The 19270-nt window shown below is 42.5% G+C and carries 15 protein-coding genes; 12 read left to right on the top strand and 3 right to left on the bottom strand.

Going from position 1 to position 19270, the window contains the following annotated elements; translation table 11 throughout:
* Positions 1-165 precede the first annotated feature (165 nt).
* Both HV832_RS14435 and HV832_RS17520 read left to right on the top strand, forming a co-directional pair.
* Positions 166-513 (top strand): hypothetical protein, encoded by a 348-nt coding sequence (locus HV832_RS14435; RefSeq protein WP_176804560.1) that lies wholly within the window; start codon positions 166-168, stop codon positions 511-513.
* A 1029-nt stretch (positions 514-1542) separates the two neighbouring features.
* The gene (locus HV832_RS17520; RefSeq protein ID WP_176804559.1) at positions 1543-3594 is read left to right on the top strand and encodes a phage integrase family protein; all 2052 of its coding nucleotides are present in this window, start codon (positions 1543-1545) and stop codon (positions 3592-3594) included.
* A gap of 94 nt (positions 3595-3688) precedes the next feature.
* Here the strand turns inward: HV832_RS17520 and HV832_RS14425 are convergent, their stop codons facing one another.
* The gene (locus tag HV832_RS14425) at positions 3689-4102 is read right to left on the bottom strand and encodes a hypothetical protein (RefSeq protein ID WP_176804558.1); all 414 of its coding nucleotides are present in this window, start codon (positions 4100-4102) and stop codon (positions 3689-3691) included.
* 37 nt (positions 4103-4139) lie between these two features.
* Entirely contained in the window at positions 4140-5225 is a 1086-nt protein-coding gene (parM, locus tag HV832_RS14420; RefSeq protein WP_176804557.1) for a ParM/StbA family protein, read from the bottom strand.
* A gap of 544 nt (positions 5226-5769) precedes the next feature.
* Here parM and HV832_RS14415 point away from each other — a divergent pair.
* Together HV832_RS14415 and HV832_RS14410 are read left to right on the top strand one after the other, a co-directional pair.
* A complete protein-coding gene (locus HV832_RS14415) occupies positions 5770-6453 on the top strand; it encodes a ParA family protein (protein WP_176804556.1) in 684 nt (227 codons plus the stop codon).
* A gap of 12 nt (positions 6454-6465) precedes the next feature.
* Complete coding sequence (locus tag HV832_RS14410; RefSeq protein WP_176804555.1) at positions 6466-7488, top strand: ParB/RepB/Spo0J family partition protein; 1023 nt, start codon at positions 6466-6468, stop codon at positions 7486-7488.
* 92 nt (positions 7489-7580) lie between these two features.
* On the opposite strand, the gene HV832_RS14405 is transcribed toward HV832_RS14410, so the two are convergent.
* Positions 7581-8915 carry a replication initiation protein gene (locus HV832_RS14405; protein ID WP_176804554.1) on the bottom strand — a complete coding sequence of 445 codons (1335 nt, stop codon included), beginning with the start codon at positions 8913-8915 and terminating at the stop codon, positions 7581-7583.
* A gap of 1467 nt (positions 8916-10382) precedes the next feature.
* Here HV832_RS14405 and HV832_RS14400 point away from each other — a divergent pair.
* The 8 genes from HV832_RS14400 (at position 10383) to HV832_RS14365 (ending at position 19265) form a co-directional block, all read left to right on the top strand.
* Positions 10383-11504: an ATP-binding protein gene (locus HV832_RS14400; protein ID WP_176804553.1), complete on the top strand. Its 1122-nt coding sequence runs from the start codon at positions 10383-10385 to the stop codon at positions 11502-11504.
* Between the two features lie 92 nt (positions 11505-11596).
* Positions 11597-11818 (top strand): hypothetical protein, encoded by a 222-nt coding sequence (locus HV832_RS14395; RefSeq protein WP_176804552.1) that lies wholly within the window; start codon positions 11597-11599, stop codon positions 11816-11818.
* 155 nt (positions 11819-11973) lie between these two features.
* Positions 11974-12885, top strand: a complete 912-nt coding sequence (locus HV832_RS14390) for a hypothetical protein (protein ID WP_176804551.1) — start codon at positions 11974-11976, stop codon at positions 12883-12885.
* Positions 12886-12944: 59 nt separating this feature from the next.
* Entirely contained in the window at positions 12945-14213 is a 1269-nt protein-coding gene (locus HV832_RS14385) for a vWA domain-containing protein (RefSeq protein WP_176804550.1), read from the top strand.
* A gap of 224 nt (positions 14214-14437) precedes the next feature.
* The gene (locus tag HV832_RS14380) at positions 14438-15484 is read left to right on the top strand and encodes a TadA family conjugal transfer-associated ATPase (RefSeq protein WP_176804549.1); all 1047 of its coding nucleotides are present in this window, start codon (positions 14438-14440) and stop codon (positions 15482-15484) included.
* A 17-nt stretch (positions 15485-15501) separates the two neighbouring features.
* Positions 15502-15747, top strand: coding sequence for a hypothetical protein (locus HV832_RS14375; protein WP_176804548.1), 246 nt, complete (start codon positions 15502-15504; stop codon positions 15745-15747).
* 315 nt (positions 15748-16062) lie between these two features.
* Positions 16063-18519 (top strand): VirB4 family type IV secretion system protein, encoded by a 2457-nt coding sequence (locus HV832_RS14370; protein ID WP_176804547.1) that lies wholly within the window; start codon positions 16063-16065, stop codon positions 18517-18519.
* The gene (locus HV832_RS14365) at positions 18516-19265 is read left to right on the top strand and encodes a hypothetical protein (RefSeq protein WP_176804546.1); all 750 of its coding nucleotides are present in this window, start codon (positions 18516-18518) and stop codon (positions 19263-19265) included. The genes HV832_RS14370 and HV832_RS14365 overlap by 4 nt, the downstream gene beginning before the upstream one ends.
* Positions 19266-19270 lie beyond the last annotated feature (5 nt).

The following is a 19270-nucleotide window of genomic DNA, read 5'->3' as shown; positions in this document are numbered from 1 at the left end:
GCTATTCATCCTCCCCCTGAACGGGGAGGATGAATAGCGCAATCTGTTAAATCAAACAACAAACCTCCCTATTCAGGGAGGTTTTTTTTATTTATTCGTGACGCATCACAAATAAATATAGTAAGGTCATAGATTCCTAATGAGCCAATTCGATAGGTCGAAACTATGAATACAGGAAGTGATATAAATCCCGTAATAAAGCTTGAAAAAAGGAAGAGGGGAAGACCTACACTGACGCCGGGGCACAGCAAAGCCAAAAGTGATGCACAGCGGGCAAAGGAATACCGGCTTCGTCAAAAAAACAGACAAGTAACAAAGCCAAATCCCAATAACTCCTGGCCCCAGCCAGCTTCTGAATGCTTGTTTGACCTTCAAAAGGATCTGGCCATTATGTCCGATATGCTTGGCCAATTAATAGATCAAAAAAGGGGGAAAATCAGGATGCCAGCCGATGTGTTTTCCAAAATCTGCTTAAAGCATTTTGAGATTACTCTGAAGCATGACTTTCTCTGAGAGCCTTGATATCTCCCGCCCTGAATTTGCCGCGCAAGCGATTGAATCAGCGAAATATGAGGGTTTTTATTACTTTCCTTGCTTTGGATCTGTTATCTGCTAAATTTTCTTTTGTTGGATACAAATCGCCTTGCGCGTGACGTTGCCCGAACTATGGCATTTACAAAATAAGTTCTATATACGCGAATCGTTAGTTTGCATAATTTTGTTCCGATCGAGAACGGTTATGGGATGCTCTCTGCCCAGCCAGGAACATATTTATGCAAAATTCCGTTGCGTAAAATTGTATCTGCCGCTGACGAAAGTGGTTTCGTGTAACAGGTTTTGGTTATTAAAAACACGTTTTTTATAACCAAAAGTGTTATGGGCTATTTTTACCCTTATCTCGGCTCAATCCCTAACAAGAATAGGCGCTGGCGGCCACAGCAAGCCGTGCCAAGAACAACTTTCTGCACAAAACGGGAACAGTTTTATGCAAACTAACCGAATCTAAGAGTCCATATGAAAAACGCTTTTCTGTCTATTATTGATTATCCTAATAATCATCTATGTTATTTTATTGTGATAAAATAGGCTTAAAAAAAGCGACCTGTATCTAAGTGCTTGATATTGCAACAGATTTTCGCTTGTCATCAGTTGAAGTAAATCTCTCCCAATTTTGGGAAGACAAAGTGTCCCACTGCCATTCGCTCATGCAATCGAATAAGCAGTCCTCAAATTCCCCGTTTTCGGGATGATGGACTGTGGGTCGAAGTCAAGCTGACCATCGACGTCCGGCGAACTAAATGTGGATACTTAGTGGATGTAAATCTGGAACTCGCCGGATGAAAATCAGGTTGAAATTCACTGAACTCTGAATTTTGTTCAGCTAACTCTGTACTTTTGAGGTCAATTGGGTACGGCTCCAGAGTCCCTTTGGAAATTTTGCGCGTGCGCAACGAATGCAAACTCATAGTCCATAGTGAGACTCACCCCAAATAAGGTACCAGTAAGGTATTGACAAGGTATTCGCATTTTGAGAGATAAAAAATGAAAAAATCGTGGATTCATCAAGGAACCGTTCTTATTCGCATAGGGAAGCACCACCTGGCTTTCCTTCGGGCTTATTTAGAGGGACTTGATATTGGTGATATTTCTCAACGATATCTTGAAACTGCGGTTGAACCGGATAGCGATCTGAGAATAGCGAAAACAACCCTGAAGTGGATTCGTGATCAATTGATGGTTGTGGCCAAGCGATCCTCGAAAGTCCCAAACCCCAGGGTAATTCTGATCAACCCGGATAAATTGGTCGTGGCAAATCAAAAACATTTGCCGACGCTGGAGGAATTCCGTGAAGAACGTGATCCCTATGAAATGTACGGAGAATCAGAACTTATCGAAATGTTCCAGGAGGAATTTGGAGGAATATCAGGCAAGGTTGATCGGAAAAGCACACGAAATGAACGGCTCAGGAAAAAGCAAATCGACGCCCTATTCTATTTTGAAAAATTGCTCGGCGTTGCTCCCACTGAAAGTGATTCATTACACGGCTGGTTAGACCCTGTACTGGCCGATCGCCTTCAAGTGGCTCAGATAGAGAACATTGGCCAGCTGATCGCCTTTGTCAATTCTCACGGATACCGCTGGTGGCGCTTGGTTCCTCGAATCGGCGAAAAGGCAGCTGCGCAAATCATTGCATGGCTCAATACAGAGTCTGTGCAAGAGTCAATCAAGATCCGTGTTGGTAAACGATCATCAGTTAAAAGTTCAGCTTTGAAAACGCTTGAGCCTGCTGAAGTGCGCGCAAAACAATTTGGTATGGTGCCAATTGAATATTTAATGCTTCCGGACCAGTTTTCAGGCGTTGCCGGCAAAAATCGCAATCCCAGCAATTGGACGAATATTGTTGACGATTACGATGCCATTCACAAATGGTTGAAAATCCGCACAAAACCCAATAGCCACACCTGGCGCAATTATAGAAAAGAAGCTGAACGATTTCTGCTTTGGGCTATCCTTGAAAAGCAAATCCCTCTGTCATCTGTCACCGGGGACGAATGTAGCGACTACATACTCTTTCTGAGCCTATTAGATTCAGACCCAAGCTCTCCCCCCGGCTGGCCATTTAAAATGCCCTGCAGCGCATGGACGGCCCCCCGGTTCCTGGAACGCTCAGATCCCAAATGGCGTCCCTTTGAAGGCAAACTTACCAATGCAAGCATTCATCAAGCAGTAACGATCGTGCGCTCTTTATTTTCATGGCTTCTCGATGTTGGGTATCTTCAACACAATCCATGGAAAAGTGTTCCCTTGACAAAGAAATCTTCACGTCAAACCGTTACACGTGCATTCTCGTTTTATGAATGGAATTATTTGCTAAATTTCTTAGAGAACCAGGAGCGTGACAGTAAGTACGACCGCATGAGATTCATTCTGATTTTTTTGCATGGCACCGGCCTCCGTTTAAGTGAGATTGTGAACGCTCGCATTTCTGATATCAAACGGGTTCAGTACGTGCAATCTGGTCTTAAACCTGATTATGAGTTAGTCGTAGTTGGCAAGGGAAATATAGAAGGGAACGTCACTCTCAGTGATAAATGCCTGAATGAATTAGATCGATATTTGCATAAGCGTGGACTTGAAAACCGCTTTCAGTGTCCGGAAAATACCTACCTCATTGGCAGACATCGTGAATCGGCCATGCGCAAAGGCAAATCAATTCTCGATGAGGACACTGAGGTTGTTGTGGATATTGCCGATGACAAATTGCAAAGTAGTGCAATCTACCAGTCGCTAAAGCAATTTTTCAAAAAGGCTATCTTACCGCTCAAGGAAGACATTCGAGTAGCCGAAGAGAATCAAAATTTTGAATATGCGTTTAGCCTTCGTGAGATGGCAAAACGAATTGAAAGTGGCTCTACGCACTGGTTAAGACATACATGTGCTACACATATGCTTGCATCTGGCGTGAGTATACAGACGATGCAGAGTAATTTACGTCATAAATCTGTGGACACCACAAGCGTTTATATCAATCAAGAATCATCCGTAAAAAATGCTGAAATCAATGCTGCAATGGATCTTCTGTACAAGCGTTAGTCCGGCATCTTTTTTCTCGATTTCGGCGCTCAATAAAAAGTAAGAGGGGAGGATTAAATCCTCCCCTGAACGATGGGCTTTGAAGCGCAGCTGCTCAATCGGCTAATTTTCTCAATTTATCTCTCAATGTCCCCTGCCCTTTAGCCACTGAACTTGCTGAATTTTCCTGATTAGCAATTGCTTGAGAATGTTTTTCAAATCCATTCATCATTCCTTCTTCATACACCGTTGAATCTATACTGCTTGGCATTTGATATTTTGGTTTTTGGAATGAACTTCCACCGCTATGATAGAAACAATTCTCTTGCGTGATCGCGAAAGACTTGTGCAATAACTGTCCATTCAGTGCGCCATAACCTAACTGCCGGGCAATATATCCAATATCGAAAATTTCTCTAATAAAATTTTGCCTTGAATATCCTTTCAAGCCTTCAATTTCTGCGATAATTTTCTGATGGATGGGGTCCAGCGAATCCAAATAAACTGTAAATTGCTTTTTAGTTTTCATAATCTTGAAAATCTAGTCTTTCGCGTTTTCGAAATTTTCAATCAACGGTTGCTGCCTCAGCCTCATGTGTGGACTTCACAGATTCAACGGCAACAAATGTAGCGTATTTCCACATACCAATGGCGTTTGAAAATTGCGGATGATTCGGGATAATGCATCGACCTTGGTAAATTTCAGAAAAAATTGCTGACCCAAATACCGACTGAAGCAATGCGGCCCCTCCACCAACGAACACTACAGCCCCCAGATCGGAGCCGTCACCAATCCGTTTAAGCATCGCATTTTGAATTGCAACCACATACTCTCTGCATACCGATTCAATCAGCTCTGAAATATCATGCAATTCACCAAACACCTCATATTGTTTTGTTCTAATTGCTTCCTCCACGTACTTAGACGGAGGTTCATTGTTTAAAGTGAAGTTGTTTTTCAGTTTGCTTGCAACTTCCTCTTTCAAACGGAGAACACCAATATTTTCGGTACCCGACCGGTCATAATAAATACCGTCAATGTTTTCCATGATCGTTGCAATGTCCAGTGTTTTACCACCCATATCAACGACAGCAATCGGCCTGCGAGAAATCAACTCGAAAGTTTCAATATTTTCTGAGCCATCACCATTGAAAACAATGTCAAAAACTGCTGCAATTGCCTCACTCATAACCCTGTTTTCGACAATATTAGCCAGCGAAATGTTTTTGGTAATGACATTTACTGGTTTGGAAATATTGGCTATTTTTGCGTTAATTAATTCAATGTTTTTCTTCCCGCCTTTGTAGTATTGATCTACGGGCAAGCCGGTTACCACATTCACCGCCCTCCCCCCCATACCTGATTCAACCAAGGCGTGATGAACAAGAACGCGATTCAAAGCAGATTTTGGATATTCAATGAACCTGGTATCCAAGTGTCGCCCAAGCGCGTTATCAGGAACCATAGTGAAAGTCTCGCCATCTGCAGCATAAACAGGGGCCTCTTTGTTCAAACTCGCAATTTGTTGCATCCCTCTTATGGCCAGAGACTTCACACTGACACATTGGTATTCATTATTTGCTTCATCAAATCCAAAACATACTTTCATAGTGTCGTGACCATCATCGATTGCAATCTTAACTTGATCCATTGTAGCTCCCTGTTGAAAGTTATGTAAATTACGTGAATCACTTATTATATAAGTCTCACATTTGCTAATATAGTCTATGAAACCTCTTATTGCAACTCTCTCACCTTCTCACTTTCAAGCTTGAAAGTGAACACCCTTCCAATCACACCTCAGCTGAACCACTCACAGTCAATCACCATTAACTGCGGCTTTCTGCGCAAACAATGCATCGACACATTGTAAATACCTTATTCACACCTTACTGATCTCCAAAACTAAACCAATACCATGCAAGCCTCTGTATTCGCGGGACATTAAATTTAATGTCATTGAAGTATTACAACGAATGCCAAATGCCGACTTTCAAGCTTGAAAGTCCACTCCCCCCGTTCGATACAGCTATTTAGAAATTGAATGAACACGGTTAAATCATTGCTAGTATTTGAGAATTAAAATATTATGCTCAGTGTATCTCTGAGGTTATATAAATTCGCATTTGAAGATGCGGACTTCGATCAATTGGTGTTGACTTTACTTTCAAGCTTGAAAGTACATTGGGGGAAAAATGACTGCAAAAATTATTGCCGTTTTTAATCAAAAAGGTGGTTGTGCTAAAACGCAGGATACAATGCAGGTCGCCGGAGAATTAGGGTTGCGCGGGAATCCTACTCTTGTAATTGACATGGATATCCAGGGAACGGGATCAATCTGGAGTTCAAATGCACCGTCATCTAAACCGTTTCCAGCGACAGTAATTTCACTGGCAAGCGCGGGGGTGAATATGCGAAACGAACTTTTTAAGCATATAAAGAATTACAAATACATTCTTATCGACTGCCCTCCTGCAATTGATTCGCAAATACCGTGGCAGGCTTTATTGCACAGCCATTTGGGAATTATTCCAGTGATGCCGGACCCGGCAAATATTTGGGCGTCAAATCTTGCTATTGATCTGGCGCGTAAGGCAATAGCTGAGCGTGAATTAAAACGAGCAGATGACTCACAAATTCCGCCACTAAAGGTAGCAATACTTCCATCGCGTGTAGGCCGCGGCACTGCATATAAAATATGCATGGAGCAAATTACTACTGATGGCGATATCAAAGCCATGAAGTCTATGTTAAGTGATCGAATTGCCTACGCCGAATCTCAGCTGCTATATACGTGCATAACAGCGATGGCACCAAAATCTGCTGCAGCAAATGAAGTTCGGTCAGTTGTTGATGAAATCTTGAAACTTCTAAAATAAAAGGGGTAGATTATGGCAAGCAAAGCCGAAAAGTTAAGACTGAACGCATCTAATGCGAAAGATGTTGCATCCAAATATGACAGTACAGTCCGTCTATTAAATAGTGGCAATGAAATCGTTCAGGTGAAGAAAACAGCGTTCTCTGAACCAATTCCAACAGAAAATAAATCTCATAACCTGCAAGATATTCCTGATTTACATAAGTTACAAAGTGATTCGTTATCAATCCCGAAAATGGCACCATATTTTGCTAAAGTGCCATATGAAAAAATTGATGCGAATCCGTTTAATGCACGGCAGGTTTACCACCCAGAAAAAGTTCATCAAAAGGCCCTAGAAATTCAAGCAGAAGGCCAATTGCAACCTGGTATCGCCACCATCCGTAATGGTAGATATGTGCTTGCGGCCGGGCACTACAGATGGAAAGGCATTGGGGTTGCAAAGTATCCTACTATGGATCTTATGATTCATGAAAACCTGACTGATCAAGATTTGTACCGAATTAGTTTCAAAGAAAATTCAGAACGTGAAGATCAATCAGCAATTGATAATGCCCTTTCATGGAAGAGTCTGCTTGATCAAAATTTGTTTCAAAATCAAACAGAAATTGCTGAATCTACCGGTATCTCACTACCAAACGTAAATAAGACATTAAAAATTCTTGAATTACCTCAAGCTGTGGTTGATTTTTGCCGGGAAAAAGGTGTCCAATATTTTCCACTAGGTTCGATGTACCAGCTGGTTTTGATTTCAAAGTTGACCGATACTCAAACGATCCTTGAAATTGCAGAGAAAATTTATAAAGGTGAATTGTCAAATACCGCGATTGAAGAAATGCGGAAGACATTAGAACACCCTAAACAGAGAAAGAAAAAAGAAAATCCAAGACAATACGAGATTGTGAGTGACAATCAGAAATGTGGATATATCAAAGACTTTGGCTCTGGCAAGATTATGTTGCAGGTCAATATTGCTGACCCGGTAAAACGGGCTGAAATTTTGAATGATTTAAAATCCAAATTTGAAGTCCACTAATGGAAAAAATAGCAGAGACATCAAAGATGTCCCTGCTATTTTTCTGATGGCTTTGGGTCCGGGGAATACTTTGTAGCAGTCAGTTAACAATCCTATTTCAGAAGCAGAGTGAATTTGATCAGTTCTTCTGGTGTTGGCTCACCCCAGGTCTTTTCAGCTAACCACTTGAAGAAGGGGATCATCTGTCTGTTTTGGCGTGAACCTGATTCATCTGGTACTGCTGCTGCCTTATTCAGCAACGTTTCGTTGTAGATCTGTATTTCTTTTTCCTGATCTGCAATATCCATTTCTTTGAACATATTGATCGCGTCATCAACCCGTTGCTTGTTGAATGCCTGCACAATTCCTTCTGCAGATACATCGACAGATGGTTCATCAACCTTGGTTTCTATGGCATTGTTGACCGACGCATAGTCGTTAGAACATGCAGCGAACAGGTAAGCGCCACGATTAGTAATTGGCGTTGAATTAGAATTTAGTCTCTGTTTGAGATATTCGATATTGGCTAGAATTCGATTAATCGGAAATTGCTTCCTCAGCTTGGTTGCATAGTGGCGAGTAATACCTAATTCCTCAAATTCCAAATTCAAATCATGCACGGTGAAAGGGGATTTAGTCATGTCATCCTCAATTTTAAATTGAGGTTTTACATCGATCTTAAACTGCAAAAATTGGACCATTCTTGAACCGTTTGTATCCTCAATCAGCTCAATCGAAATATCTGAAATTTGATTAATTTCGTTGATTGCTGGCACCAGTTTGATTCTCTTAAAAATCTTGTACTGGTTAAGGTAACTTTTATCATCGACTTCACCATGCAAGACTGTCCGCCAGAATTGCCATGTTTCTTTGTTTGAAAATTTGATGTCGCGATATCGGTTCACCCAATCATATAATTTGATGCCCGGATCGGTTGATAACAGTCCTTGAATATGGAGATTCAGCTTGGAATACAAGGTGTTCTGAAACAGCATGGGTTGAATATGAGGTGTAAAGGAATAAAACACCATATCACTATCTATTTTGATCCAAGGTAAGAGTACGCAGGACTCCCAGCTGAAGTTTTTGTCGTTATGCAGGACATCCCATTCCACCGTTAGCGTCTGCATTTTTTTTAGTGCATCTTTGAATGGTTTTCTATTTGATCCCTGGTAACCCATGTAATTCATAAGCTGAAGCCGGTTCACAGAAAACTCAATCGGATATTTTAAGTTGGACCCGGCTTCCTCTCGTTGCTTTTCCATTGAATCCTTTGCTTTCTTCAGCAAAAAATCAAATGCCTTCTTCTGCATACCAGTCATCACACCATTCCTGACAATGATGTGCGTCGCCTGTATCGGTTTTTTTAATATGTTAGGTGGGCCTGAGAACAATGTGATTTGTTCGTTAAATGCTTTATCTGGCAGTGAAGGAATGAGTACGCTCATATCATTAATCAGAAGTTATATTCTGCATGCAGATTGTCACCTTAACGCGTTGTTGTCAATGTTAGTTTTTGATTTTCGTTTTAAAAAAAACAGCTTAGTTGTTTACAAGAATATAAATACGTTTACAAACGTTTACAACATATAGGAACTGTAGATCGTTTATTCATGCGGGTTTCACGAGGGTTAGGTGATAAAAAACAATAGGGGACGTACAAAAATGAATAGGTGAGGGTTGTGGATAGAATAGGCTCGGGTATAAAAAAGAATAGATGCAGGCTGTGGATTGAATAGCCCAATGATTTTTGGGTATAAATAAGAATAGATGCTGTGGATAACTGTTGAAATGGGTCTGAAATTACCACATGTGAATTCAATAATAACAACATTAAATTGGCAAACGTCAGCTTTGGTGATGAATTTGAATAGGTAATTACATTTGAATCCCCTGTGGTTACAAATTTGAATAGGCAGCTGCAGAAATGCCCGGTGAAGGATATAAAAATGAATAGCTAACGTCAGAACTTCACAGCGGGTATAAAAATGAATATGCATTTGCAGATTTAGGCATCGTAAATCATCCCTGGACAAACAAAAAGAATTTGCGGGTATAAAAATGAATAGCCTATTGCTTTCAATAGACCTTTTGAGTCATAAAAATGAATAAGAAAATGCTGATTTTCCTTCTGGCGGTCATAAAAAAGAATAGCGTTCTGCAGATTTCTTTGTTAGGTGTTAAAAAAGAATAGTTTTTTGTAGAAAGACCCGCTTGAACCTTAAAAATTTTCGAAAGGAATGAATTATCAGCACTCTCTTATTCTTTTTTATCACCATTAGATTAATTCAAGGTTACTCAAATCGGTAAATTCAGTGACGGCCCTGTAGGAAAAGCTTGGCGGTGATAAAAAACAATAGCCTGATGCAGATTTCATTTTCAAAAGGTCATAAAAATGAATAGTGAATTGCCAAATTTCAACGCAAGGTGATAAAGAAGAATAGGCATATGCAGACCTTCGTTTGATGAGCTGGCCTGCCGCACACAGGAATTAGAAAATGCGTTTTCCGAAGGGATAGTCGGGTACAAATATGAATTGGTTTATGCATATTTCCCTTTTGTGGTGTTAAAAAATAATAGGATCAGGATGAAACCTTGATTGAGGATACAAAAAAGAATAGGCCAATGCATAAAAAAAGCCGAATTGTCGCCGGGCATTCTGCAAAATGCGTGCAATATGCAAAAAGGTATTTTTTTTTGACACCTATCATCTTTCAAATCAAATCTAGGTATTGTTGAAAGATAGAGTAAATAGGGGGCCATTTGAAAATCAGGCGTCTATTTATGTGTGAGAATTAAGCATCATCGTCGGTAAACCGGCATCGTTAAGCTTTTTGCTTATCTTTGGTACATTCAACCCATTGGGAATCTTTTCCCGATGGGTGCAGATTCCTAAATTCTAATAGGAGTCTCAAATGAGTAGCCAATCAATATCCACAGTCAATACAGAAATTGCCGAACAGATCATCAAGCGGTCGCTGAAGAATAAACGGACTGTACTGATGGTCGGAAGTCCTGGTATCGGTAAAACCTCCATTACACACGCTGTTGCTAAAGCAGTGAACTATGATCTTGTAGTCACGACACCCGCGATCAAAGATCCTACAGATGCGAAGGGTTTGGGCTTTCCTGCCCCTGATCATTCACATGCCAAGTTTCTTCCTCTTGGTGAAATGCATGCATTACTGACTGCCACACGACCTACCTTGTGGTTTCTGGATGATCTGGGTCAAGCCAACAATGCAGTGCAATCGTCGTATATGCCCTGGCTGTTGGAACGGGGAAGCGGAGGCCAATACCTGCCAGATTGTGTACATGTCATCGCAGCCACGAATGGACGCGAACATAAGGCCAATGTCAGTGGGATTCTCGAACCGGTGAAATCCCGATTCGAAACGATTATTCATGTGGTACCTGAATATGAAATCTGGCGACGTAACTTCGCAATTCCTAAAAATATGCCTGCTTTTATCCTGGCATATTTAGACTTCTGCGGAAGAACCCGCAATCCCGCGTTTAACAATTTCATTCCAACGGCGGATATGACAAATTGTGCCATTCCTAGGACATGGGCTAACGCCGGAGGATGGATTAATGACTATCTCGAAGAATGTGATGGGAGTGAAATCGAGTTGAAGACTACCAAGTCGCCACTCTTCCATTGCGTTAGCGGTGCCATCGGGATCGGCGAAGCGTCAAATCTCTGGAATTTCAACAGTCTGTATTATGATTTGCCAGCCAGTATTGATGATGTCATCGACTCACCGTTACAAGTCAAACTGCCTGAGAAAATTGAAACTCAACTGATTATCTGCAATCTGCTGTGTGCGCGTGCCAACGCAGATAATCTGCAGAATATTTATGCGTTTGCAAAAAGAGTGAAAGACAAATTTCCAGGCGAAATTATCGTAGCAATGCTCAACGATATTTTTGTGAAGCATCCGGCTTTAAGACAGGAACCGACGTTTCAGGCCATTATGACTTCTGAAGAATTCGGAATGGCTTTCACCGGGTATGCTGGTAAAGCTACGCGCTGATAATTGAATCGCTTTGCCCTCCTGGGTAGGGCGATTCCCATTGGATCAATCTAATGGGAATCGCCTTATTCACTTTTTCAACGGAGGGTCAAATGTCAATTACTATTCAATCAGTAGGTTCAAAAGCATCCGAAAATTTCTTGCGTTTTGGTGATATTAAAAACGTCGATAAAATTGAAATTTTTTGGCTGAACAAAACCATGTGTACACCATTTATGCAGCACCCAGTTGCGAGAAGGCGCGCTAAAAATATTTTGGATGAAATTAAGAAGCAACTTGAATCCTCGCTATTAGTGGGGAGGCAAGCAGGTTGAGTCCTATTACGACATGCTCAGGCATGTCGTAATGTGATTTTTTGCTAGGTAACTAGCATCGTCCTCTGCATAGCAGAACCATTTGTATTTTCACCCATTGGGAAACAACCTCCCAATGGAGGCATTGTTTCCTTTATAAAAAAAGGAATTTAAACATGTCTCAAAATGCAAAAATCAAAGAAAATGTGATGCTGGCCAGTCTGAATTTTTCAGCATGGACCGGCAGACGTTTTGATAACCGTGCGACCGCAACTGTAGAAAACAGTGTGCAGATTCGCAAGGTGGGCCGATTCAATAAAGCATTGATGCCAGGTAAGCCTGAATCATTTGATGCCATCCTGAAATTTGGAACCAATCTTCGAGAGGAATTCAACAAATGCACGCTTGAATACCAGCAGCTGGGTGTTCGGCTTATGCCTGTTTCGGTGTATATGGAATTTGCCGAAAAAATTCGTGCTAAAACGATTGAATACCACCGCCTGGTTGATACATTCATTGAAGAATATCCAGATATTGTCAGTGAATCACAATCACGACTTGGGCCGCTTTTTTTGGATGAGGATTATCCAGACGTATTTGATCTGCGTAAGAAATTTGGAATTCGCTTCAGCGTTTTACCATTTCCTGATGCGGAACGTTTTGGTGTTTCGTTGCCCGAAATCGAGCTTCAGCGCGTTCGTAAAGAGATCGAGGACCATATTGACGATTCTCTGAAACTGGCACATCTTGACCTTCAGCGCCGTTTATATGAAGCCACTCTGCATTTAGCCCAAAGGGTTAACTCGGAGGGAAGACTCTACAATTCTTCCATTGAAAATCTTCGGGAAATTATCACTTTACTTCCCAAGTTGAATTTCACGGAGGATGAATATCTGACGGAAATCGCAAACCGCGCCTCACGCGAGTTGACGGTGTTCAATGCAGATGTTTTACGCACTGATGCCGCTATTCGTGCTGATGTTGGTAGCAAAGCCACCGAAATTGCAAAAAACATGTCGGACTATTTCGACATGCCTTTTGATAATTCATTGTTGCTTGACGTAGCGAGTGACCCATTCGCCGCATAAAGTTCAAACCATCAAACCTTAGACCCGGCTCTGCCGGGTTTTATTTTTGGGGGGTATTCATGTCCACAAATCAAATCGAAAAACGAATTCTCAATCAGAAGGTCAGACTCATCCTGGATTTCCCATACTGGGGGGTTGCAGCTGCCAATTTGGAGGTGATTGCTGATCCAGCCTGCAAGACATTTTACACAGATGGCGAAGTCATCGGGTATAACCCGGAATATGCCAGTTCTCTTGATGATGAGGAATTACTTGGTGTTCTGGCGCATGAAACACAGCATGTCATCAGCGGGCACTGTTTTCGGGGGATAGGTAAAAATCCGGAAATTTGGAACGAGGCCTGCGACTACCCTGTTAACAGTTTGTGTATTGAAAACGGGATGAAGTTGCCTAAAGGGATTTTGCTCAATCCGGAATACGGTAAAAAATTTGCTGAAGAAGTTTACTACCTGCTTTGCCAACAGCAAAATGAAACTCAATCAGCCAAACCCGATGGAAAGCAAAACGCGGGATGCGAAAATCAAAGCTCAACTGCATCACCACAATCATCTGGTGCCGATTCAAATACATCTCAAGGTGATCAGAGCGATACTGACCGCAATGAGACTACGCCAACAGACAGTTCTGATCCTGAAGGTTCCAAACCATCAGTTCAACCTTATATTGGCGAAGTACGTCAGAATCCAGATGAAACGCTTCCGGAGAAGTGGAAGCAAATTACTTTGGGTGCTGCGCGCATCGCTGCTGGCAAGGGCAAATTACCGGGCGGAATCAAACGGGCTTTCATGGAGGTTTGCGCTCCTGATGTTGACTACAAGAGCCTGACCTACATGTTTATGCACACGGTAAGTCAGAATGATTATTCGTGGAGAAAAGCAAATCTTACCTATCTGTATCAGGGCTTTTATGCACCATCCCTGACCGATGAATCGCTGGGGCCAATTGTGTTTGCCAATGATTGCAGCGGATCTGTCAGTGATTTTCAGATGGGCGAGGCATTCAATCTCATCAAGCGATTGCATGCCGACACCAGGCCAGAACGACTCACAATTCTGCATTTTGATGACAAAATCAACAATATCGAGGTTTACGAAAGAAATGACCTCATCGATAAAATGGTGCCTATCGGAACAGGAGGTACAGACTTCAGACCCATTTTTGAACAGATCAGCACGGATGATTCACCAATTGCCGGCCTGATTATCCTGACCGATCTGGAAGGGACATTCCCAGAAATCCAGCCAGAGTATCCAGTTTTATGGTTGTGTAACAAACGCAACGTCACCGCGCCCTTTGGACAAACCGTCTATTTGGATACAAGAAACTGATCAAACCAAAACACCAAACCCCACCTAGCGTGGGGTTTTTTTTCGTCAAAAACAAATCTGACTTGGGAAATTCACCATAGAAATTTCCACCACGGTGGAAATTTCTATGGTGAATTTCCCATGTTGCTCAGTCATTAAACGTTTCGCATTGATATTGATAGCTCTTTCCGAAAATTCTTATCAGTTTGATCGCGGATCATAGGAGAAAAATTAACTTCACTCCTATGCATACCAGACCCATTGAGCGAGCATCGTTTGAGCAGTTCACGAATGCTATCGCAAGTTTAAATCCATTGATTCAGAACCATGATATTTCCGAAATCATGGTGAATAACCATGAGTCTATCTGGATAGAACGTAATGGAAGAATGGAGAAAACCGATGTGGTGATAGAGCCGAATTTGGTTCGGATGGCGATCATCTATTTGGCCTCTGGTTCAGGAATTAGTGCAGCAGTGGGTGGAACAGCATCAGGGATCGTGAACGCAGCATACGAAAACTTGCGTATTGCTTCAATCATGTATCCAACCGCCATGGACGGCGACGCGATTTGTATTCGCAAACACGGTAAATCGAACTACGCCCCAGAGCAATATGTGGAATTTGGGTCATTTGATAGAACCCGTATTGCACAAGAAAAAAACCGGGGTGAAGAAGAAATCCAGATAACACCGCATATAGAAAATAGTGAACTGATTGCGTTTATCAAACAGGAAATCAATAAAAGAAAAAATTTTCTGATCGCAGGCGGCACAAACGCGGGCAAGACTTCATTGCTCAATATGTTTATGGGATTTATTCCAAATTCTCAAAGAGTCATCACGATCGAGGATACCCGCGAACTCGAAGTCAAAGTACCGAATAAGGTAAGGCTACTTAGCAATCGTTCACAAGGGGTCACCTCTCAGCTGCTGGTTGAGCAATGCCTGCGCTTCCGGCCGGATCGTATTGTGGTGGGTGAGGTGAGGGGCGGGGAAGCTAAGGACTTTTTAGATGCCCTCAACACAGGTCATGACGGTGGCTTTGCAAGCCTGCATGCCAAAAATGCTGATCTCACGCTGTCACGCTTGGAGAACCTGGTCACTCGCGGATTGCCTTCAGGAATTAGCATGCCTCCCGAAGTCATCAGACAGGATATCGCCAACTGTATTGACTATGTAATCCACTTCCAAAAATCCCCAACCAGTTCGTTTCGATATCTGAACGAAATGATTCAGTTGTTGAATGTTGTAAATGGCCGGTATGTCACAAAGCCAATTTTTAATGTGTGAATGTAAAGGAGAAAAAAATGTTTGACGGAATCTCAGTAGTAATGTGCCAATTCATTGCCTTCCTGATCGGTCCTTGGGCATGGGTGATCGGTGTCAGCGCGATTGCTCTTGGCGGGCTCGCGTTGGCGATGGAGGAAGGAAAAATGGCAAAGCTTGTTGGTACTGCATTGCTGGGTATTGGTTTTGTGGTTGCCGCTCCGAAGATTATGGATAAGTTCATTCCAGGTTCTGTCGGTTCTAACTGCGCATCGATTAGCCGTTGAGATGAGAACTAACCCTGTTTATAGCGTGAGCAAACCCAAAGAGCGCTTTGGTACTGACCAGAAACTGGCCAATTTCATTATGTTCGTTGTGGCCTTGTTCACGTGGGTTTCCTTCAGTTTTGTTGTTTTTGGCTGTTCGGTGGCCATCGCGGGTTTTGCGTTGCGAATAGCATCAAAGCGCAGCGAGAAAGATCCCTACTGGTTTCGGCTCACCTCACCATACAACAGATACGGCGACGAATATTTTCCGTTGCCTGCCAACACGCTCTCAACGAGATTTGAACGCTCATACGGGTTTTGTAGAGGATCTAAGCTGTGAAAAAGAAAGTCAATTCACTGACTGAATTATTGCCTTGGAATTGTCCGGTTACACCTGGATTAGTTCTGCAAAAAGACGGTTCACTTCTCTCGTGCTACGAAGTGGGCGGGATTGACATCGATCAGAAAAATGCTGATTTTGTTGACGGCGCACTGAATAACTTAGATATTGCATGCTCGCAATTTGGTGATGGTAATACCCTCTGGTGGCGGGTTGATCATCGTCGCACAAAACCAAATATGCCCGGTGAAATGACAAACAACATTGCGAAATATGTCAATGATGTTCATTTGGCGTCGCTGTCATCTGGCAAATATTTTGAAAATAAAAATTACCTTTCTGTACTGAGTACGCCTGCGAATGGTCTGGATAAATTTTTTGAAAAGGTAAAGCTTCATCTCGATAATGAAAAGGGAATATTTTCCTCCATTCTGCAAGCCATTAAAGAAACCATCTTTTCGGGCAATGTGTACGCGTTCCAGGCCGAACAAGTGGCCAACCATATCAAAGAATTCGAATCGACATTAACTTCCTTCGAGGGAGCCGTAACCAAACTCGGTCTAAAACGGATGGAATTGACCAAGCAGTTTGCCTTCTTACATTCGACGGTCAATTTGGCCACACCTGCCCGGGAGGTCATGTTTCCTGAAACGATCCTGGATAACGCATTGTGCGAAAATGAATTCGTCCCCGGTAAAGCAATTCTCCTTTTTATATCTCCCTACGGTAATAAGTATGTAGCGGCAGTGACCTTCAAAGAGTTATTAAGTATAACAACCAGCGGTATGCTGGATTCCCTGTTGACCCTCGATGAGGAAATTTCGATTAGTACGATGTACAGGGTGCTGGGGAAAGGTACAGCGCATAAAATCATTTCGAGTTTTCGGCGCTATTACAATCTTTCTCAGATCAATTTGAGAAACCTGTTGCGTCGTGCGATGAAAGAGGATGAGGAAGTCGATTCAGGGAAAGTTCAATTGGCGAATGAGGCCGATGAAGCGTTAAAACGAATCACTTCTGAAAATCTCCAGTTTGGCTATGCCAATACCACCATTCTATGCTTTGGTGATACCCAAGAGCATTGTGAGAGAGTAGTAGAAAAGGTTGCGCGTGAATTGGGTAATTCACGCTTAAGTGCTATTCTCGAAACGACCAATGCGTCAGCCGCATTTGCTTCAACTTTGCCGGGACAATGGCGCGAACAAGAGAGACTTCATCTTATCTCGACGCCCAATATGTCAGATATTGCCCCTCTCCGCACAACCTGGCCGGGTGATGATCAGAATGATTGGCTCTCTAAGCAATCAGGTGAGCCGCAATATGCTTTGACTGTTCTGCCAAGCCGTTTTAAAACCCTCACTAAAGTCAATTTCCATGTCACTGGAGGATCTGGTAATTTAATGACTATCGGACCGACGGGTGGGGGTAAGTCTGTTTGGCTGAATTTCTTGACTTACCAGACAGACCGATATCGTCCAAGACGTTACACATTTGATCGCGAGAGATCATGCCGGATTCCTACGCTATTGAATGGCGGTCGCTTTATCGATGTCACCGGGATTTATGAAACCGCGACAAAAGCCAACCCACTGTGTCTGCTCAAAGACAGGCGTCATATTCCATTTGTTACGAACTGGATTATCTACGCCATTGAAAGTTATGGCGGATATGAGTGTTCGGCAACCGATATTACTGAAATCAGCACCAAAGTAACGTTGTTCGCCGGCTATTCTCCGGACAGATATCGCTTATTAAATTTTGCAGGATTACTGCCACAGCATTTGAAGGATCAACTTGCACCATGGGTTGAAGGAGGCAAGGATGCGCGCTTCTTCGATCATGTGGAAGACGCCTTTGAATTGACGGATGAGGTCTGTATTGAAATGGGTGATTTGATGGACAATCACCCTCAAGCTTGTGCGCTTGCCATCGATTATTTTTTCTACAGAATTTATGACTCGCTGAAAGACGAAGATCCTCGTCCGACCTATATCAAAGTTGAAGAGGGTTCATTCTTCCTGACGCATCCAGTTTTTTCCGAAAAACTAAAAGCGGCTTCCGTGACGCTGAGAAAACGGAATGCCAGCATCTGGTTGGCCACACAGTCGCTTGAACAGATCCGGACTGCTCCTGGGTTCCGCATTCTTCACGAGAATTTTAAAAATAAAATTTATTTGCCAAACGAATCGGCAAGTGAAAACTTGTATATGGATATTTTTGGATTGACTAGAACTCAATTCGACGCCATAAAAAATGGCACGCCCAACAAAGATTATTTATGGGTGACTGCGGATGTCAGCCGCTTATTTGAGGCGAGGTTTCCGCCTGAAATCATTGCAGTAACCCGATCTGATGAGAGAGCACAAAATATTTTTGATTCCTTTTTTTCCCGACGAGAGCCGGGTTGGGAAAAAGCTTATGTCAACGCAATGATACTGGAGGGTAAAAAATGAAAACGAACAAAACGTTTAGCTTGGGCATTAAAACTTTGGTTTTGATGCTTTCTCTGAGTGCCTACTCAAATGCGTTTGCATTAGTTGTTTGGGACCCAAGTAACTGGGTTCAGAACAATATCTCAGCAATGACAGCGGTCAAAAATGAACTCAACACATACCGATCGTATATCAATCAATTAGTCCAATTAAAGCATTCAATCCAAAACATACGAGAAATGGGACCGGAAGGAATTGCTGCTCGGGCACTTGGTGTTGAAAATGAACTCCGCGCGATGCGGGAGTTGAAAAGCGCTAGTCAGCAGCTGTATGCCACTTTGCAATCGAATGGGGATTACGTTACCGGGATACAGCGAATGGTCAATGTCTCCGCGATGACATCCGAGGCATGGTTAGCCCGTGAACAAAAATTAATTCGACAACGCGACGCTAACGCAACCTATTTGATGAAACAAGGTGAATCGCTGACCAAGACCATTGAACAGGCTCAGAAAAACCGTGACAAAGTGCTTTCTGATAACGCAATTGAAGGCGGCATGCTTGAAACCGCACAAAAAACCAATGTTCTGTTAGGTGATCTCGGTGCAATGCAGGGTGCGATGTTAATGACGATGAAAGCCAACACCGAGGTGACATCTGCCAACCAGGTTTTGAAAAATAATGAAGATGCTTCCAAGTCTGATGAAGCCAAAAAATGGGTACAAGAACGGGTCAAGGCGCAGGATTCCTCTTTGAAGTATGACTAACAAAG

The sequence above is a fragment of the Cognatundibacterium oligocarboniphilum genome, from assembly GCF_013377855.1.
Lineage (GTDB): Bacteria > Pseudomonadota > Gammaproteobacteria > Burkholderiales > Burkholderiaceae_D > Undibacterium > Undibacterium oligocarboniphilum.
The sequence above is the reverse complement of the archived record's forward strand: the minus strand, read 5'-3'. Positions and strand labels throughout refer to the sequence as shown.

What these genes read in the sequence shown, in the direction of transcription:
- HV832_RS14435 (WP_176804560.1), top strand. Translation starts at nt 166, where the DNA reads ATGAATACAGGAAGTGATATAAATCCCGTAATAAAGCTTGAAAAAAGG.
- HV832_RS17520 (WP_176804559.1), top strand. Translation starts at nt 1,543, where the DNA reads ATGAAAAAATCGTGGATTCATCAAGGAACCGTTCTTATTCGCATAGGG.
- HV832_RS14425 (WP_176804558.1), bottom strand. Translation starts at nt 4,102, where the DNA reads ATGAAAACTAAAAAGCAATTTACAGTTTATTTGGATTCGCTGGACCCC.
- parM (WP_176804557.1), bottom strand. Translation starts at nt 5,225, where the DNA reads ATGGATCAAGTTAAGATTGCAATCGATGATGGTCACGACACTATGAAA.
- HV832_RS14415 (WP_176804556.1), top strand. Translation starts at nt 5,770, where the DNA reads ATGACTGCAAAAATTATTGCCGTTTTTAATCAAAAAGGTGGTTGTGCT.
- HV832_RS14410 (WP_176804555.1), top strand. Translation starts at nt 6,466, where the DNA reads ATGGCAAGCAAAGCCGAAAAGTTAAGACTGAACGCATCTAATGCGAAA.
- HV832_RS14405 (WP_176804554.1), bottom strand. Translation starts at nt 8,915, where the DNA reads ATGAGCGTACTCATTCCTTCACTGCCAGATAAAGCATTTAACGAACAA.
- HV832_RS14400 (WP_176804553.1), top strand. Translation starts at nt 10,383, where the DNA reads ATGAGTAGCCAATCAATATCCACAGTCAATACAGAAATTGCCGAACAG.
- HV832_RS14395 (WP_176804552.1), top strand. Translation starts at nt 11,597, where the DNA reads ATGTCAATTACTATTCAATCAGTAGGTTCAAAAGCATCCGAAAATTTC.
- HV832_RS14390 (WP_176804551.1), top strand. Translation starts at nt 11,974, where the DNA reads ATGTCTCAAAATGCAAAAATCAAAGAAAATGTGATGCTGGCCAGTCTG.
- HV832_RS14385 (WP_176804550.1), top strand. Translation starts at nt 12,945, where the DNA reads ATGTCCACAAATCAAATCGAAAAACGAATTCTCAATCAGAAGGTCAGA.
- HV832_RS14380 (WP_176804549.1), top strand. Translation starts at nt 14,438, where the DNA reads ATGCATACCAGACCCATTGAGCGAGCATCGTTTGAGCAGTTCACGAAT.
- HV832_RS14375 (WP_176804548.1), top strand. Translation starts at nt 15,502, where the DNA reads ATGTTTGACGGAATCTCAGTAGTAATGTGCCAATTCATTGCCTTCCTG.
- HV832_RS14365 (WP_176804546.1), top strand. Translation starts at nt 18,516, where the DNA reads ATGAAAACGAACAAAACGTTTAGCTTGGGCATTAAAACTTTGGTTTTG.